The following is a 15,712-nucleotide window of genomic DNA, read 5'->3' on the forward strand; positions in this document are numbered from 1 at the left end:
TTCAAAATGAGAGATAATTAGCATATTTTAATGATTTCCGAATGAATAGATAGATTGTCTACTTAAAGTAAACCTTATTTCTCTGCCTGTTTTGGTTTTACCGTAGTAGTTTCTGCATTCAAAACTTCATCAATATCTCTGTTGAATTCTTTTACAAATTCTTCATAATATTTTCCTGTTGCAGGACCTGTATAGCCTGTGTGAATTTTACTGACATTACCTTCTTTATCAATCAGAATTGTAGTTGGGAAAGAGAGCACCGAGCTTAAAGCAGGAAGTACGTTAGAAGCAAAATCCTTATCTGCCAAACCTGCAAATAAAATATCATATTCGATTCCAAAACGTCTTTTCAAAACTTTCAGACGGCTTTTGGCAAAAAGAGGGTCATTTTTCCATTCATCTAAATAAAAAATAGGCAATGATTAACGTAACAAAAATGTTAAATGTTTGGGCAATTAAAAATGCATATAATGGTTTTCTGCTGTCTTTATTAAATAAGTCTGAGAAATTGGTTTCTAAGCCAATACTTGTGAAAGCCAATGCAAACCATAAACCCTGAAAGTTTTTCAGACTGCCTTTTACTTCGTTTACAGTTTGTGGTGAAACGAAAAATGAGAATAAAATCGAAGCTGCCAAAAAACCCAAAACGAATTTAGGGAATCGCTCCCAGATAATACCTAATGATGGCTTGGTATCTTTATCTTTCGCCAGAGGATTATTGGTATAAGTCCAATAAATTGAAATGGCGAATGCCGCAACTCCTAATAATACATTCTGCGAAAACTTAACGATGGTACTGGTTTTAAGAGCAATATCTCCTACCATTGTCCCTGATGCAACAACTGCTCCGGTAGTATCAATTGTGCCACCTAACCAGGCGCCGGTCACTTCTTCGGATAAGCCTAGCGCTTTAGCGATATACGGCATAAAAATCATCATTGGTATTGCTGTTATCAACACTAATGATATGACATAAGATAGTTTTTTTGAATCTCCCTTAATAGCGCCAGATGTTGCAATAGCTGCTGAAACACCACAAATAGAAACAGCACTTGAAAGCATAATGCCCATTTCTTCATCAATACCCATTTTCTTCGAAATCCAGAAAGCAAAATACCAAACTGAAATAACAACTACCAAGGCCTGAATCAAGCCAAGAGAGCCTGCTTTCAGAATATCTGAAAAAATAACAGTGGTTCCTAATAATACCAGACCTATCTTAACAAACACTTCTGTAGAAAGTGACGCTTTGAGCCAATCAGGGAGTTTCATTGTATTACCAATCAATAGGCCAATCAAAAGGCTAAAGATTACGGCTTCAAGATTCAGGTCTTTTACAGCACTATTACCCGCAATAACTAACGCCAATATTGTTAATATATAAACGATTGGCAAGCCAGTTAAACAAGGTTTTATAGAATTACCTAATAAAATTGCGCCTACAGCAGCCACTACTATTATAGCTATCAATTGAATAAGAATTTTTCGTAAGTTAGCTGGTAATAATACTTTTTCGAATAGTTCGGCAGAATTACTCCAGCTAAAAGACGGGGCAGGTAATAAAATGCCTGAAATAGCTAATAAAATGATAGTAAATCCTAAAATAACGACAGTCCAGTCTTCGGTTAAAGTGAATTTTTTAGTGGGGGTAGACATAGTATAATTTAATTTAGAGTGGTTTGGGGTATCAATATATATATTTCTTTTCTAAAGTCAGTCCTCGATTGGCTTTTAAAATAAATCTTTCAATACTCTTTGTGCAGCATGATATCCGCACATACCGTGTACACCACCACCTGGTGGCGTTGATGAAGAACATATATAAAGCCCTTTTGCAGAGGTTCTATAAGGTGACCAGCGTAGCGCAGGACGGGTAAAAAGTTGTGTTAAATTTATGGCTCCGCCATTAATATCTCCACCGATATAATTGGGATTATGAGCTTGCATCTGGGCTGTATTCATTGCGTGTCTTGCCAGAATTCTTTCCCTAAATCCCGGAGCAAATCTTTCAATTTGTTGTTCAATGGCATTGGTCATATCTTTAGTTGAGTTGGCAGGTACATGACAATACCCCCATAAGGTTTGTTTACCTTCTGGTGCACGGCTTGGGTCAAACAGGCTTTGTTGAGCCAATAAAACAAAAGGCTTTTCTGGATGTTGCCCATGCCAGACTTGTTGCTCACCATACTCAATTTCTTTGAAAGTGCCTCCTAAATGCAATGTACCTGCCAGAAGGTTATCTCTATTTATAAAAGGAACAGGTTCTGCCAAAGCCCAGTCTATTTTAAATACTCCCATACCATATCTGTATCTTTCTAACTGCCATTTATAGATAGAAGAAAAAGTATGACCTGCTATTTCTAATAATTGTTTGGGCGTTATATCAAATACAATTGCTTTTGATGAGGGTAATTGATGTAATGATTTTACATAAAAATTGGTTTCTATTTTTCCTCCAATTGATTGAAAGTAAGAAGCCAGAGCATAAGCTATTTTTTGAGAACCACCCTTAGGTATAGGCCAGCCGTAAGTATGGCCTGCTGCCATCAATACCAAGCCGATAGCTGAAGTAGTAAGTTTACTTAAAGGTAAAATGGAATGGGCGCTAACGCCTGCCCACAAACCTTTAACTGCTTTAGTAGAAAAACTTTTTGCTAAAATTGTAGCAGGTAAAAGGGCTTTTAGTCCAAAGTAAGTATAATCTGACAAATTTCGTGGAATGTGTAGTGGTGCCAGAATATCACTAATGAGTTCGGGTAGATTTTCACTAAGTTTAGCCAACAACTTTATATAACTTTTTTTATCATCACCCATTTGGGATGCCGTGTCTTCCAGTGAACGTGTCAATAAGGCGGTAGTTCCGTCATCAAAAGGATGCGCTACTGCAGCTGGTGGCTGAACAAATTCTAGTCCATGCTTGCTTAACGGCAAATTTCTAAAGAATGGAGATGCCAAAGCTAATGGATGGATGGCAGAACAAATATCATGTACAAAGCCAGGAAGCGTTAATTCAGCAGAGCGTAATCCACCACCAACGGTTGCTTTTGCTTCTAGCAATAATACTGAAAGTCCTGCTTGTTGTAAAGCAATAGCTGCAGAAAGTCCATTTGGTCCAGAGCCTATTATTACGGCATCATAATCTGTTTTTGTCATTTGCAGATATAAGTCGTCAAAATCTATTCAATAAATTTACACTTATTTCATCATTTGAAACACATTTACTAGCAAATGGTTTAAATAACCTCCTATTTTACCATCCAATTACTTATGCTAAAATCAATTCTTTTTTAATCACAAAATCCATCAATGTGGTATTTTCATACACCTTCAGATTGGCATCTCGTACTTTTAGCATTATAGGTCTTATTGGGCAGGTCTCTTCATCACCACAGTCATCACATTTATCATAATAATAAATAGAGACACACAAAGTAGGTGAAATAGGGCCGTCTGTTATACGTAGAATACGCGCTAAAGTAATTTGAGTGGGTTCTACACTTAGAGAGTAGCCTCCATTTTTACCTTTATGACTGGTAAGCAGGCCATTATTTCTTAATTCGAGAAGAATGGTTTCCAGAAATTTTCTTGGAATATTCTCTTCACAGGCAATGTCATTTACAGTCAGTGATTCTTTTTCACCATACTTTTCTGCCAGAACTTTTAAGGCCTTTAATGCATATTTAGCTTTTTTTGAAATCATGGTGTTTGTTAATGAAGTGTAATAATTTGTAAGTATAGTTTAGTTATTGTTGGTTGTTGATGATAAGAGTGCAAATATAACTAAAATACCTATATAATCTATCAATTTAGTAGATTAATTTATTTAGCATCTATCTTTAAAATGTGAAGCTTACAGTTTGGCTAAAAAAACTGACTTGGCTAATGATAAGCCAAGCCAGATTGCCTCATTAGTTTATTAAAACAACGAAGCCTATCAGAGTACAAAAAACTACGTTGTGCGTTTTATATTCTTTGATGTTTACCAAACGCACAACGAGTATGTATTTAATGATGTCCATAGTTCTTTTCACCTGCATTGACTGCTGTTGGCAAAGTATTTTGTTTAGGGGGTAAAGGACAAGTGGCATATGGAGTAAAAACACAAGGTGGATTAATCGATCTATTAAAATCTAAATACACTTCCCCATTTTCGTCAGGCTTTGATGTATACACAAATCTTCCTGCACCGTAGGTTTCTTTTTTATTGGTTTTATCGGCAAAGATGATGAAGAGATTATCCCCTTCATCCAATGCATCCAAGGTATATTCTTTTCCATCAATTGTAAAAACAAGTTTGCCGGGTGAGTCTTGCAGATTTGTTTGACCCAATACGTCAAGAATAGGTATTTTCTTGTTTGCTTCTTTGACCAATTTTGCTTTTACCTTCCATTTTTCGTCAATAGGAAAGGTTTCTATACCTCTAAATTCTTTTATGAAGGGACTTTCTAAATCACGGAGCCTGACCCCAAGCTTCTCGCCTCTTTTAACAATGAACCAACGCAATGATTTATGCTTCAGAATAATTGACTTTTCCGTAGGGAAGATTTTTAATTTAGTTACAGCTTGTTCATTTGTATAAATTGCTTTCTCTGGTGTAGTTTCTATGAACACTTCTCCTTTTTCCAGAATGAGTGTTCCAAGAAAATCATCACTTTTACCTTTTGGGAAAATAATTTTATTTTTAGAACCTGAACCAAATGTATTCTTACCTTCCTCTAACCAGAATAGTCCTGCAAGATTGAGCCAACCTGTTTCTTTTTTCAAATTCTCAATTCTTTGATTATGCCAGGCTTTTATCTCATCCTGATAAGGCGTACTGTCTGAAATCTGTTTGAATCCTGACGATGACAATCCCAGTATCATATACATACTCAATAGTAGATATATAGATTTACTTCCTTTCATAAGCTCAACCCTATTCTAAGTTTGTGATGATTGTTCGTTTAATTGAATTTGTTTGAATTCCACCCATAATCAGAGACAATGGGTGGAATCTGAATTATTTATAGACTCGCTAAAGCTTGCTCAATATCAGCCTTAATATCGTCAATATGCTCAATACCTACTGAAATACGCAATTGTGTTGGTTCAACGCCTGCAGAGATTTGCTCTTCATCAGATAATTGTGAGTGTGTAGTTGAAGCCGGGTGAATAATTAATGTTTTTGCATCACCGACGTTAGCCAAATGGCTTATCAATTGCAGGCTATCTACAAATTTTGACGCCTTTGCTTTATCTCCTTTTAGTTTGAAAGATAATACACCACCAAAACCACGCGTAAGATATTTCTTTGCCAATTCATGATATTGGTTATCTGGCAAACCTAAATAGTTTACACTTTCTACTTGTTCGTGAGACTCTAGCCATTGAGCTAATTTCAATGCATTTTCAGCAATTCTCTCCACTCTTAGTGTTAATGTCTCTACACCTTGTAGCAATAAGAATGAGTTGAATGGTGCTTGTGATGCGCCCCAGTCTCTCAAACCCTCTACTCTGGCTCTTATAATAAACTGAATATTTCCGAATGGCCCGCCAATTCCAAAAACATCATTTAGAACTAATCCATGATAGCTTGGCGATGGTTCAGTAAATTGAGGGAATTTACCATTTCCCCAGTTATAATTTCCGGCGTCGATAATCACCCCACCCATAGTAGTGCCATGTCCGCCAATCCATTTTGTAGCTGATTGAACGATTACATTAGCACCATATTTAATAGGTTGTACAATAGCTCCGGCCGCGCCAAAAGTATTGTCAACAATTAAAGGTAAATCATGTTTTTGTGCCAATTTTGCAAAAGCTTCGAAATCAGGTACACTAAAACCTGGATTGCCAATTGATTCAAGATAGATAAATTTCGTTTTTTCATCTATCAACTTTTCAAAGCTTTCAACATCGTCACCGTTCGCAAAACGCGCTTCTACACCGATATTTTTGAAAGAATTTTTGAACTGATTGTATGAACCTCCATACAGGAAAGAAGTAGTGACAAAGTTATCTCCTACAGTTGTAATGTTATTGATAGCCACAAACTGCGCAGCATGGCCAGAACCAACTGCTAAAGCCGCTACCCCACCCTCTAGTGCTGCAATGCGTTTTTCGAACACATCGTTGGTTGGATTCATAATTCTCGTGTAAATATTTCCGAACTCTTTCAACGCGAACAAATTAGCTCCGTGTTCTGCATTATTAAAAACGTAAGACGTTGTCTGATAAATAGGTACTGCTCTGGCATTGGTAGCTGGGTCTACTATCTGACCTGCATGTAGTTGGAGGGTTTCGAATTGCATAATTTTAAAATGGTTTTGTGAATATTTATTGAAAACCTAAATTTAGTGATAAAAAAACGCATCATAAGACATTTTACGTATATAATTCATCCGTCAGGAAATTGTGCTTGGTTAGAGACTAACCAAGCTAATTGACAACCATAACCTATTACGATGAATAAAACATCTGCATCTTTAAATTACCTTTCTTTTCCCATAGATTAATCTTAAATACTGCTTCTGCAAACTAGAAAAATATGCTAGGCTCACAATTAATAACAGTATAGACATTCCGATCAAAGTTGGACTTGGGAAATAATAGAATGTGGCGATAGTCACTAGACTCGCTCTGGCAAATTCCAGATAAAAAACCCAGCGCCTTTGCTCGAGAATTGCGCCACAATTAATCAGAGTTATCAGAATAAACATGGCAATTATGGTTTGCAAAAAGAGGGGTATGTAGTGTTCAAAAAGTAATAATAGAAATAAGGTCACTAAAGTAAAAGTAATCTGAGCAATGACATAAAACCGGAACTTCGTCGTGCGTGCCTGCACTTTCCTAATGGATAAAAACTTTTTCTCTGCCTTTATCCTCATTTCTGAATTAAAATCTGAAGGGCGACCAAAAACCACTTTTAACTTATTTCGAAGTCCCTTTTCGGCTTTTGCAGCAAAGGCTATTTCTACCAAAAAATGAAAATGTTGCCATAAGAAGCTATAACTACCTAATTGCCTGGTGAGTCCATAAGTGGGTTCTTCTTTCTCTTCTGCAAAAGTACCATACAGTTTATCCCAGATAATGAACATATCACCGAAGTTTTTATCCAGATACTGTTCGTTACTCGCGTGGTGTACCCTATGATGCGAGGGCGTAACAAGAATGTATTCCAGAATTCCTAATTTACCAATTAAACGGGTATGAGTAAAGAACGGGTAAATGCCGTGTACTAATAAAATAGTAGTAATCATCTCAGCAGGAAATCCTATAACAGGCAAGATAGACCAGAAAGAAGTACGAACCAATGCCTGAAAAATAGTGATACGAGTAGCTGCCGTATAATTAAAATCTTCGCTTTGGTGGTGAACTACATGAAAACCCCAGAAAAGATTGATTTCGTGGCCATACCGATGGTACCAATACCATAGAAAGTCAGTAGCTAGCAAAAGCGCAATCCACAACAATATTCCTGGTTGAATATCAAATAAAGCAAAGTGTGTATGCAGATAATTGTAAAAGAAATAGAAACCTCCCGCAGTAAATAAATCAATCAGGCGTTCAGCAATACCCACGTTAATATTTGCTATCGAACTACTGAAATTAAAGTAATGCTTTCCCTTCCTTTTGGCTACATAATATTCAAGCCATATGAAAAACAAAAAGAAAGGAACAGCGAACGCTAAATAATTGATAACCATTGTATGGTAGGGTTACTTCGTAAAATGTTGAATCTGTTGTCAAAATATTGTTGTCGTGAGTGGTATCGAACCACTTAAAGGAGTTTATGGGACTCTTTGTCTTCCAGCCAAGACACACGACCTTATTCGAATACAAAGCATAAGAGCTATCTCCTTTTCTACCTTTGTTTCTGCCACAAATTAAAGTATATATAATCTACCAAACAAGTAGATTTATTAAAAAATTTTCAACTATACTTATCTTGAACTTTGATTTAACTGAATAGCTCATCTCGCTAACTGTTTTAAAGAAGAAAAACTGATTTCATTTATGATGATTTTTCACACATAAAATCAGTTAAATCAGACTAATCAGTTAAATCACAGTTCTAGACAATTAAAACTGGAAATAAATAAACTGTGCCGGAGAATCGAAAATGCCGAAAATGAAAAACAGTATAATAAATAGGTAATAAAGCCCCCAGCGAACCCAAACAGGTTTTGAAGCGACAATATCACGGATATTTTTATCACGTTGGATATAATGAATAACCTCCATAAAGATTATCAGAACAATGGCAGTAAAGAATTCCTTGGCACCTTTGTCCAGGAAAACATTTTGAGAAATATAGTCTAGATGCAAAAATTCAGACAAAGAAGGTAAACCAGTGAAAAGATGAGTAACCAGATGCCATGTCCAACCCATTTCTAAATAACTTCCTCTGAAGAATATCCAGGCAAAAGCTACTAAAACAAAGGTAATAGAAATCTGAACGATTTTAAAAATAAAAGGCACTTTTGCAATGCCGGTAATTTTATTGATAAAATTACGAGGCTTTACCAGTATAATAGCTGCCACCAGATAAATACCGTGCAATGCGCCCCATATAATATAATTCCAGTTTGCTCCATGCCATAAGCCACTCATGGTAAAGACAAAAAACAGGTTAAAATAGCGTCTATAAGTACTTACCCTATTTCCCCCTAACGGAATATATAAATAATCACGGAACCATGAAGAGAGAGAAATATGCCAACGACGCCAAAACTCTGAAATACTTTTAGAAAAATAAGGTCTGTCAAAGTTTTTCATCAATTTAAAGCCCATTACCTGCGCCGTGCCAATGGCAATATCAGAATAGCCTGAGAAATCGCAATAAATCTGGAATGAGAAAAAGATAGTGGCCACGATAATGGGTATCCCTTGATAATCTAACGGATGGTCATAGACCTTATCTACAAATAATGCCAGACGGTCAGCTATTACTACTTTTTTAAATAAACCCCATGCCATTAGTTTTAAGCCACTGGTTACCCGATTATAATCAAATGCATGTTTTTCATAGAACTGATGTAGCACATTTTGTGGGCGTTCGATTGGGCCAGCCACTAATTGCGGATAAAACATTACATATAATGAATAGATACCAAAATGCCTCTCTGCTTTCTGATTACCTCTATACACCTCAATCGTATAACTCATCGCCTGAAATGTATGAAACGAAAGGCCAATAGGCAGCAGAATTTTAAGCATGGGCAGACTTGCCAGCCCCGCCTCTCCTACTACTAAGGTAAAGAAATTATAATATTTAAAAACTGCTAATACCCCTAAATTGGCAATCAGGCTCATCACCAGATACAACTTTCGTTTAGCTCCTTCTGATTTTTCAATAAGTATCCCTGCAAAATAGTCTATCACAATCGTAAAGCCTAAAATCAGGATATACTCCGGCTTAAAGAACATATAGAAATAGCAACTTGTAGCCAACAACCACCACCACCGATGCTTATGCTGAAGCAGGAAGTAAATCAGGGTTACTATTGGAAAAAAAATGGCAAACTCTATTGAATTAAATATCATATCGAATATCGTGAATAATCAAATTTGGGTATTGATTTGGGCTCAGGGTTCTTACTTATCTATAGTATTTTGTTTCTCTTTATAAAGTTCTATAATTTTTAGGGTATTCAGGTCACGAGTTGCGGGTTTTAAATGATAAAATGAATCAAAAAAACTAGAATCTTTTCTTATAAAATCTTTAGCATTACCAATTATTTCACATTTTAAACCAGCTTTTAGCTGCTTTTCTACAGATTCAACCGCTACTTTACCATAATTGTATGTCGATTCAGCTAAAGGTGGAAAAACATAATAAACAACCGCACCTTTATTTTTTGACTCTGCTACAAAATGATTTAAATCACCAATTTGCTCACTATAATCAATCGACGCTTTTGGAAACAAGAAAAAATCTACGGACTTTGGTGTATTGTTTACATGGCTCATTATATCTCCTTTCTGAGAAAAGGCACTTCTGAAATACACAGACTTCTTGTCCTCAACTGACGCACTTGCAGCTTCATTCTTACTAAATACATTCCAGAATAACTTTTTGACATTTGATAATTTGTGCTTTACCCGATGCCCTATAAAGTCAACTAATGTTGTATCTTTTTCGACGTAAATAACTCCTTCAGGATAATAATCGACTGCCTCATAAATTACTTGGGGGGTACTGAATTTTTCAATATCATACTCGGTGCTTACAAATACTTTATCTCCTTTTTTAATTTCTTTCAAAGCATCATTTAGTAAAAAGTAGGTTCCTAAAGGTGCAATAAAAGACATATTTACAACAGGCATTCCTAGATATTTTTGTAAAGTATCACTATTAATACCAAAAGAACCGCTTGAGCCTCCAACCCATATAATTTTTGGAGAATCAAGGTTTTGAGCAATTTTATGTTTATCATTCAACATACCTCCAAGATATGCGTACGGGTAAGTCTGAGAAATATAAACCTTATTGAATACCCAAACTGAAACAATGATGATTGTTCCTAATAAAAACACCTTATAAAAAAAATTCTGTGTACCTGTCATTGATGCTTAATGGGCAGTTTTTAGTAAATCAATCAGTTTTTCGGTACGTATATCACGACCTTTAGCATTCAGGTGATACACCATATCCTGACATAAACTATCAGCAAAGACAAAGTCGTTTAATTTCCCTAATATCGGAAATTTCGCTTCCTTCTTAAATTCATTATTTAGTTTATTAATAATAGCTTGATCGCGTTCGTAGCTTGATTCTGCATAAGATGGATAAGAGTAATAGACTTTCACTCCTTTTTTCTTCATTTTTTGATAGAAAGCATTCATATCTTCAATAGCCAGATGCATACTTACTTTGTCATTGATAACTGCAGGAGGGATATTCTTTAAAGGAGGATTATTCAAATGGCTTACCAGATCACCATACTTATTAATGGCTTTTCTAAAGAAAATACTCGTAGTGTCTTCTACTATAGGTTGTGCTTCTTCACCAGTAATTAATCTTTCTAAGGTTAATCTCAGATTTGAGATTCGCACGATAGCATTTTCTCTGATGTATTGGGTAATATCCTTATAATCAAACCATTCGTTGGCCTTTGAAAATATTTTGGCCATTTGTATTTTCTCTCCAACATCTCCCTCAGTTTCTATGATATATTCAAAGCCCATAATCACTGTATCTCCTGCTCGTAATTCATCCTGAATCTGTCGTAACATAAAATTGGTACCATAATCATAATGCATAGACATATTCACAACAGGTTTATGAAAACTCTTTTCAATCATTTCACTATTAATACCATATGCAAAGTTTGAGCCTGCAATCAGCACAATTTTAGGCGAGGATAATGATTGTAATCTTTTGTATTTTTCGATGATACTGGCAGTATAGGATATTTCTAAATTTCTTTCGGCGTAGGGGTTAAATTGATATAATAGTTCAACGGTTCCTAAAGTGAATAACCCTAAAAGAAAGATTTTAAATATAAATACTTTTGTTTTATGCTGCATGAACGATCTCTTTTAGGACATACATATGACCTTTCTTTATTGAAAATCTTTAAATCTAAAGAATTATGAATGTTATTTTATTTAATATCACTAATAGCCATACTTTTGTAAAAACATATCCCATCCGAGATATTTATTGTTGTATTGGCTTATATCAGAAAACCCATGAATTTATCCCGCTTTATCTCTCAACGTATTCAGAAAACAAAATCAGAATCCTTTACTTCTACTGTTGTGAAGGTTGGGGTAGCGAGCATTGCCATTGGTTTAGCAGTTATGATTATCTCATTTGCTATACTGGTTGGTTATAAACAAGCCATCAAAGATAAACTTTTCAGCCTTAGCTCTCATATACAAGTCAGCAAAATTACACTGAATCAGTCGTATGAAGAAACACCAATGCCAATAAAAACAAATTTTTATAATAATTATCGCCAGATTCCTCAAATACGCCATGTTCAGGCCGTTGGAAACAAAGCTGGTATGCTAAAATCTAGTGAAGAATTGGCTGGAATTATTATCAAAGGTGTTGGCCGCGATTATGACTGGCAAACCTTCTCACAGAATCTAATAGAAGGTAAAAGAATTATTTTTTCCGACACGACCTTTTCAAATGAAGTAATTATCAGCAAAAGAATTGCTACCCGATTAAAGATAAAACTTTCTGATGAAGTGCTGATTTATTTCATCCAGACTCCACCACGCGTGAGAAAAGTAAAAGTAGTGGGAATCTATGAAACCGGATTGGAGGAGTTTGATAAAAATGTGATTATCGGTGATTTGGCTTTAGTGCAGAAAATGAATGGGTGGACAACCAATATCTGCGGACATTACGAGATTTTCCTGAAGAATTTTGATGATTTAGAACAAACCTCAAAAATCGTAACCAATGAGATTGATCAGGACATGAGAGCTACCAGAATTACTGAAATGTTTCCGGCAATTTTTGATTGGTTAAGTTTATTAGATAAAAATATTCTGATAGTGTTGGGGCTAATTCTGATAGTTGCTTGCTTTAATATGATTTCGGTCTTATTAGTGATGATGATGGAGCGAACGCCGATGATTGGGATGTTGAAAGCGCTTGGCTCGGATAATACCCAGATTCGTAAAATATTCGTATTTAATGGATTGAATATTATTCTGAAAGGAATCGCATACGGCAACCTGATTGGTATAGGATTAGGATTAATTCAGTATTACCTCAAAGTAATTCCCCTTGATCCTGAGAATTATTATATCAGCTATGTACCTATTGAATGGGATTGGCTAATTATAGTATTGCTTAACATCGCTACCATACTATTAATATTAGCAGTTATTACTATTCCTACCTTGGTGGTATCCAGACTGCGAGTAGTTGAGGCGCTTAAATTTAAGGAGTAATTTACTGATAGAAGTATTGCTGCCTCTTTAAGGTAAGAGTATCACTTGTTTTGGTATTTACCATTACGATGATTCTGCATTGATTCGATAAAATCTGGTACTCAATTGGACCATAGGCAACTTTGCTCGGTTTGCCATTATCAAAGAATATCTTCAGCGTATCTATCTTTTCATTTTCCCACTTATTAATAAAGACCGGTTCATTAAAAATCTGTGTCAGATAGGTATTCTCTATAGTTGCAGTGGTATTGTCACTATAAAATCGCCAGATGAATTTCTTATTATTGCTTGTCACTTTCCATTTGCCGATAATATTCTTTCTCTTGTCTTTCGACAATTTGCAGTTCATGTCATCTAGTGAATTAATTGTGGCGCAGGAAGAACAGACAAGTAGTAAAACCAAAGAGAAGAAAAAATGCTTCATACAGATAAAAGAATGATTTCCTTATGAATTTAATGCCATAAGGAAATCATCAGATACTATTATAATTTAACTTTCTCTTGTCTGGTATTATCTTTAAAAACCAGGACAAAAAGTACCAATACCACAGCAGCAATACCTGCTGGAATCATCCATACACCTTGCCAGTTGTGAACAATTTTACCCGCCTCATCAGTAGTAGTATATAAATCTAATACTCTTCCTGATAACACTGAACCAATACCCATACCCACACCATAAGTTGCCAATGTAATAAGTCCTTGTGCCGAGCTTTTGATTTTGTCGCCAGCCTTGTTATCAGTATAAATTTGTCCTGTTACGAAGAAGAAGTCATAACAAACACCATGTAAGACAATTGCTAAATAAAGTACCCATTCAGATGAAATGCCATCACCATAACCAAAGCAAACAAAACGGATAATCCAGGCGATTAAGCCAACAATCAACATTTTCTTGATGCCAAAACGAGTAAGAGCAATAGGAATTAACAGCATGAATAATACTTCTGATACTTGACCTAAAGACATTTTATTCTCCACATTAGTCATATTAGACTCTGTCAAAGATAAATTCGCATGTGCATAATAGAATGAAAGCGGAATACAAACCAATATTGAACTAATGAAGAAAATCAGGAATGAACGATCTTTGAAAAGTACAAATGCATCTGTTCCTAAAATCTGTGCAAATGAAGTTGATGTAGTCGCTTTTGGCGGTGTATCAGGCAAGGTAAATGCAAAAACACCCCAAACAATCGATGTGAACATGGCAATCTGGAAGATAGTTACTTTATCACCTGCTCCATAGATACCGATAACATTCGTAACCACAATCCAAGCAATAGTACCCAAAACTCTGATAGGGGGAAATTCCTTTTCAGGATTTTTCATCTGTTTCATGGCAATTGAGCTTGATAGCGCAAGGTTTGGTGCAAACGTTAACGTATAAGCCAGAATGTACCAGAAAAATCTATCCGGATTTGTTTCCTGAATTAGAAAATAAAGAATTCCTGCTCCTAATAAATTCAACACACCCATTACTTTTTGTGCAGAGAAAAAACGGTCTGCAATCATACCCATAAAAAACGGAGCAACAATAGAAGCAATTGAGAAAGTAGCATATGCCAGACCAATCTGGTCGCCAGAGGCATTAAGGGTTGTAAAAAGATATTTACCCATCTGGCCATACCATGAACCCCATGTAACAAACATCAGGAACATCATGACCATTAATTTAATTCTTACTACTATATTCATAGAGGTTCGGTTGGTTAAAAAATAAACAGAATGGCAAATCTATAAAATGAATGTTGAAATATCAACCCCAGACCTTAGTTCCCTCTGTGCAATTTTTACACATTTCAATTTCAGAACGTGAACGAACTAATGATTGACGGAAATCACGGTAAGGTTGGCTATGCCAAAGGGTTTCAAAGGAGTCTCTTTTCAAGTCGCCCAAGCGGTATTCACCGTCTTTATCAAAACAGCAAGGCACAACTAAGCCATCCCAGGTTATGACGCAAGAGTGCCACATTTTCCAACAATGGTCAAGCAATTTGTTTTTGATTTTATACGTACCATCGGGCTGTTGTGTATAACGGGCATATTTATCTATAGTAGGTATAAGGTCTGAGCCATTTTCATAATGATAAATCTGAGCAGTCTTAAAAGCTATTTCATCAACGCCAATTTCTGTTGTCAGTTTTTTAGCCTCTTCCATTTGGTGTTCATTAGGTTTTACCACCAGAAACTGGAAAATCACATGGGGTGTAGAAGATTTTAGTTCTTGCTTCCATTTAATGATATTCTTAGCACCTTCTATTACTTTCGATAGGCTTCCTCCTACTCTGTATTGTTGATACACATCCTGCGTAGTGCCATCAATCGAAATAATCATTCTATCTAAGCCAGACTCTACTGTTCGTTTAGCATTGGCATCACTTAGATAATGCGCATTGGTTGAAGTAGCAGTATAAATACCTTTTTGTGAAGCGTATTTAACTAATTCTAAAAACTTTGGATGCAAGTATGGTTCCCCTTGAAAATAGAATGTAAGGTACAATAAGGTTTTGGAAAGCTCATCTATGGTTTCTTTAAAAAGTTGCTCTTCTAACATTCCAATCGGGCGTGTAAAACTTCTCAATCCACTTGGGCACTCAGGGCAACGAAGATTACAGGAGGTTGTAGGCTCGATAGAAATGGCAATAGGCAAGCCGCGGTGAACAGGTTTTCCAGTCATTTTCGACTCCAAGTAACTTGATACATTCTTTAAAGCATTCCATGCACGGGCAGGAGTTACTTTAGAGAAAAAATTCAAGCCATCTTTCAGGTTTCTATTCATATCAGGAGCTGTGCAATGCTGGTATTAATTTTA

14 protein-coding genes are annotated in these 15,712 nt (G+C 35.8%); 1 reads left to right on the forward strand and 13 read right to left on the reverse strand.

What is annotated here, in order from left to right; genetic code table 11:
* Nucleotides 1–74: 74 nt before the first annotated feature.
* The 10 genes from ACYVFA_RS06965 to ACYVFA_RS07010 all read right to left on the reverse strand — a co-directional run bounded on the left by ACYVFA_RS06965 (nucleotide 75) and on the right by ACYVFA_RS07010 (nucleotide 11,511).
* Nucleotides 75–419: a thioredoxin domain-containing protein gene (locus tag ACYVFA_RS06965; protein ID WP_460471092.1), complete on the reverse strand. Its 345-nt coding sequence runs from the start codon at nucleotides 417–419 to the stop codon at nucleotides 75–77.
* Complete coding sequence (locus ACYVFA_RS06970) at nucleotides 397–1,656, reverse strand: YeiH family protein (protein WP_460471093.1); 1,260 nt, start codon at nucleotides 1,654–1,656, stop codon at nucleotides 397–399. The genes ACYVFA_RS06965 and ACYVFA_RS06970 overlap by 23 nt, the downstream gene beginning before the upstream one ends.
* A gap of 75 nt (nucleotides 1,657–1,731) precedes the next feature.
* Nucleotides 1,732–3,153, reverse strand: coding sequence for a phytoene desaturase family protein (locus ACYVFA_RS06975; RefSeq protein WP_460471094.1), 1,422 nt, complete (start codon nucleotides 3,151–3,153; stop codon nucleotides 1,732–1,734).
* Nucleotides 3,154–3,265: 112 nt separating this feature from the next.
* A complete protein-coding gene (locus ACYVFA_RS06980) occupies nucleotides 3,266–3,700 on the reverse strand; it encodes an RrF2 family transcriptional regulator (RefSeq protein ID WP_460471095.1) in 435 nt (144 codons plus the stop codon).
* 305 nt (nucleotides 3,701–4,005) lie between these two features.
* On the reverse strand, nucleotides 4,006–4,905 hold the full coding sequence (locus ACYVFA_RS06985; protein WP_460471096.1) for a DUF1684 domain-containing protein: 900 nt from the start codon (nucleotides 4,903–4,905) through the stop codon (nucleotides 4,006–4,008).
* 98 nt (nucleotides 4,906–5,003) lie between these two features.
* On the reverse strand, nucleotides 5,004–6,290 hold the full coding sequence (locus ACYVFA_RS06990) for an O-acetylhomoserine aminocarboxypropyltransferase/cysteine synthase family protein (RefSeq protein WP_460471097.1): 1,287 nt from the start codon (nucleotides 6,288–6,290) through the stop codon (nucleotides 5,004–5,006).
* A gap of 174 nt (nucleotides 6,291–6,464) precedes the next feature.
* A complete protein-coding gene (locus ACYVFA_RS06995) occupies nucleotides 6,465–7,685 on the reverse strand; it encodes a sterol desaturase family protein (RefSeq protein ID WP_460471098.1) in 1,221 nt (406 codons plus the stop codon).
* Nucleotides 7,686–8,061: 376 nt separating this feature from the next.
* Nucleotides 8,062–9,525: an MBOAT family O-acyltransferase gene (locus tag ACYVFA_RS07000; RefSeq protein ID WP_460471099.1), complete on the reverse strand. Its 1,464-nt coding sequence runs from the start codon at nucleotides 9,523–9,525 to the stop codon at nucleotides 8,062–8,064.
* Between the two features lie 51 nt (nucleotides 9,526–9,576).
* A complete protein-coding gene (locus tag ACYVFA_RS07005; RefSeq protein WP_460471100.1) occupies nucleotides 9,577–10,548 on the reverse strand; it encodes a hypothetical protein in 972 nt (323 codons plus the stop codon).
* 6 nt (nucleotides 10,549–10,554) lie between these two features.
* Nucleotides 10,555–11,511 (reverse strand): hypothetical protein, encoded by a 957-nt coding sequence (locus ACYVFA_RS07010; RefSeq protein ID WP_460471101.1) that lies wholly within the window; start codon nucleotides 11,509–11,511, stop codon nucleotides 10,555–10,557.
* A 165-nt stretch (nucleotides 11,512–11,676) separates the two neighbouring features.
* Here ACYVFA_RS07010 and ACYVFA_RS07015 point away from each other — a divergent pair, with 165 nt between their 5' ends.
* The gene (locus ACYVFA_RS07015; RefSeq protein WP_460471102.1) at nucleotides 11,677–12,897 is read left to right on the forward strand and encodes an ABC transporter permease; all 1,221 of its coding nucleotides are present in this window, start codon (nucleotides 11,677–11,679) and stop codon (nucleotides 12,895–12,897) included.
* Between the two features lies 1 nt (nucleotide 12,898).
* Here ACYVFA_RS07015 and ACYVFA_RS07020 read toward each other — a convergent pair whose 3' ends face one another.
* The 3 genes from ACYVFA_RS07020 to ACYVFA_RS07030 form a co-directional block, all read right to left on the reverse strand.
* Nucleotides 12,899–13,246: a hypothetical protein gene (locus tag ACYVFA_RS07020; RefSeq protein WP_460471103.1), complete on the reverse strand. Its 348-nt coding sequence runs from the start codon at nucleotides 13,244–13,246 to the stop codon at nucleotides 12,899–12,901.
* A gap of 134 nt (nucleotides 13,247–13,380) precedes the next feature.
* The gene (locus tag ACYVFA_RS07025; protein WP_460471104.1) at nucleotides 13,381–14,595 is read right to left on the reverse strand and encodes a nucleoside permease; all 1,215 of its coding nucleotides are present in this window, start codon (nucleotides 14,593–14,595) and stop codon (nucleotides 13,381–13,383) included.
* A gap of 61 nt (nucleotides 14,596–14,656) precedes the next feature.
* A complete protein-coding gene (locus ACYVFA_RS07030; RefSeq protein ID WP_460471105.1) occupies nucleotides 14,657–15,679 on the reverse strand; it encodes an SPASM domain-containing protein in 1,023 nt (340 codons plus the stop codon).
* Nucleotides 15,680–15,712: the final 33 nt, after the last annotated feature.

The organism is Emticicia fontis (assembly GCF_054779675.1).

What these genes read in the sequence shown, in the direction of transcription:
- ACYVFA_RS06970 (WP_460471093.1), bottom strand. Translation starts at nt 1,656, where the DNA reads ATGTCTACCCCCACTAAAAAATTCACTTTAACCGAAGACTGGACTGTC.
- ACYVFA_RS06975 (WP_460471094.1), bottom strand. Translation starts at nt 3,153, where the DNA reads ATGACAAAAACAGATTATGATGCCGTAATAATAGGCTCTGGACCAAAT.
- ACYVFA_RS06980 (WP_460471095.1), bottom strand. Translation starts at nt 3,700, where the DNA reads ATGATTTCAAAAAAAGCTAAATATGCATTAAAGGCCTTAAAAGTTCTG.
- ACYVFA_RS06985 (WP_460471096.1), bottom strand. Translation starts at nt 4,905, where the DNA reads ATGAAAGGAAGTAAATCTATATATCTACTATTGAGTATGTATATGATA.
- ACYVFA_RS06990 (WP_460471097.1), bottom strand. Translation starts at nt 6,290, where the DNA reads ATGCAATTCGAAACCCTCCAACTACATGCAGGTCAGATAGTAGACCCA.
- ACYVFA_RS06995 (WP_460471098.1), bottom strand. Translation starts at nt 7,685, where the DNA reads ATGGTTATCAATTATTTAGCGTTCGCTGTTCCTTTCTTTTTGTTTTTC.
- ACYVFA_RS07000 (WP_460471099.1), bottom strand. Translation starts at nt 9,525, where the DNA reads ATGATATTTAATTCAATAGAGTTTGCCATTTTTTTTCCAATAGTAACC.
- ACYVFA_RS07005 (WP_460471100.1), bottom strand. Translation starts at nt 10,548, where the DNA reads ATGACAGGTACACAGAATTTTTTTTATAAGGTGTTTTTATTAGGAACA.
- ACYVFA_RS07010 (WP_460471101.1), bottom strand. Translation starts at nt 11,511, where the DNA reads ATGCAGCATAAAACAAAAGTATTTATATTTAAAATCTTTCTTTTAGGG.
- ACYVFA_RS07015 (WP_460471102.1), top strand. Translation starts at nt 11,677, where the DNA reads ATGAATTTATCCCGCTTTATCTCTCAACGTATTCAGAAAACAAAATCA.
- ACYVFA_RS07020 (WP_460471103.1), bottom strand. Translation starts at nt 13,246, where the DNA reads ATGAACTGCAAATTGTCGAAAGACAAGAGAAAGAATATTATCGGCAAA.
- ACYVFA_RS07025 (WP_460471104.1), bottom strand. Translation starts at nt 14,595, where the DNA reads ATGAATATAGTAGTAAGAATTAAATTAATGGTCATGATGTTCCTGATG.
- ACYVFA_RS07030 (WP_460471105.1), bottom strand. Translation starts at nt 15,679, where the DNA reads ATGAATAGAAACCTGAAAGATGGCTTGAATTTTTTCTCTAAAGTAACT.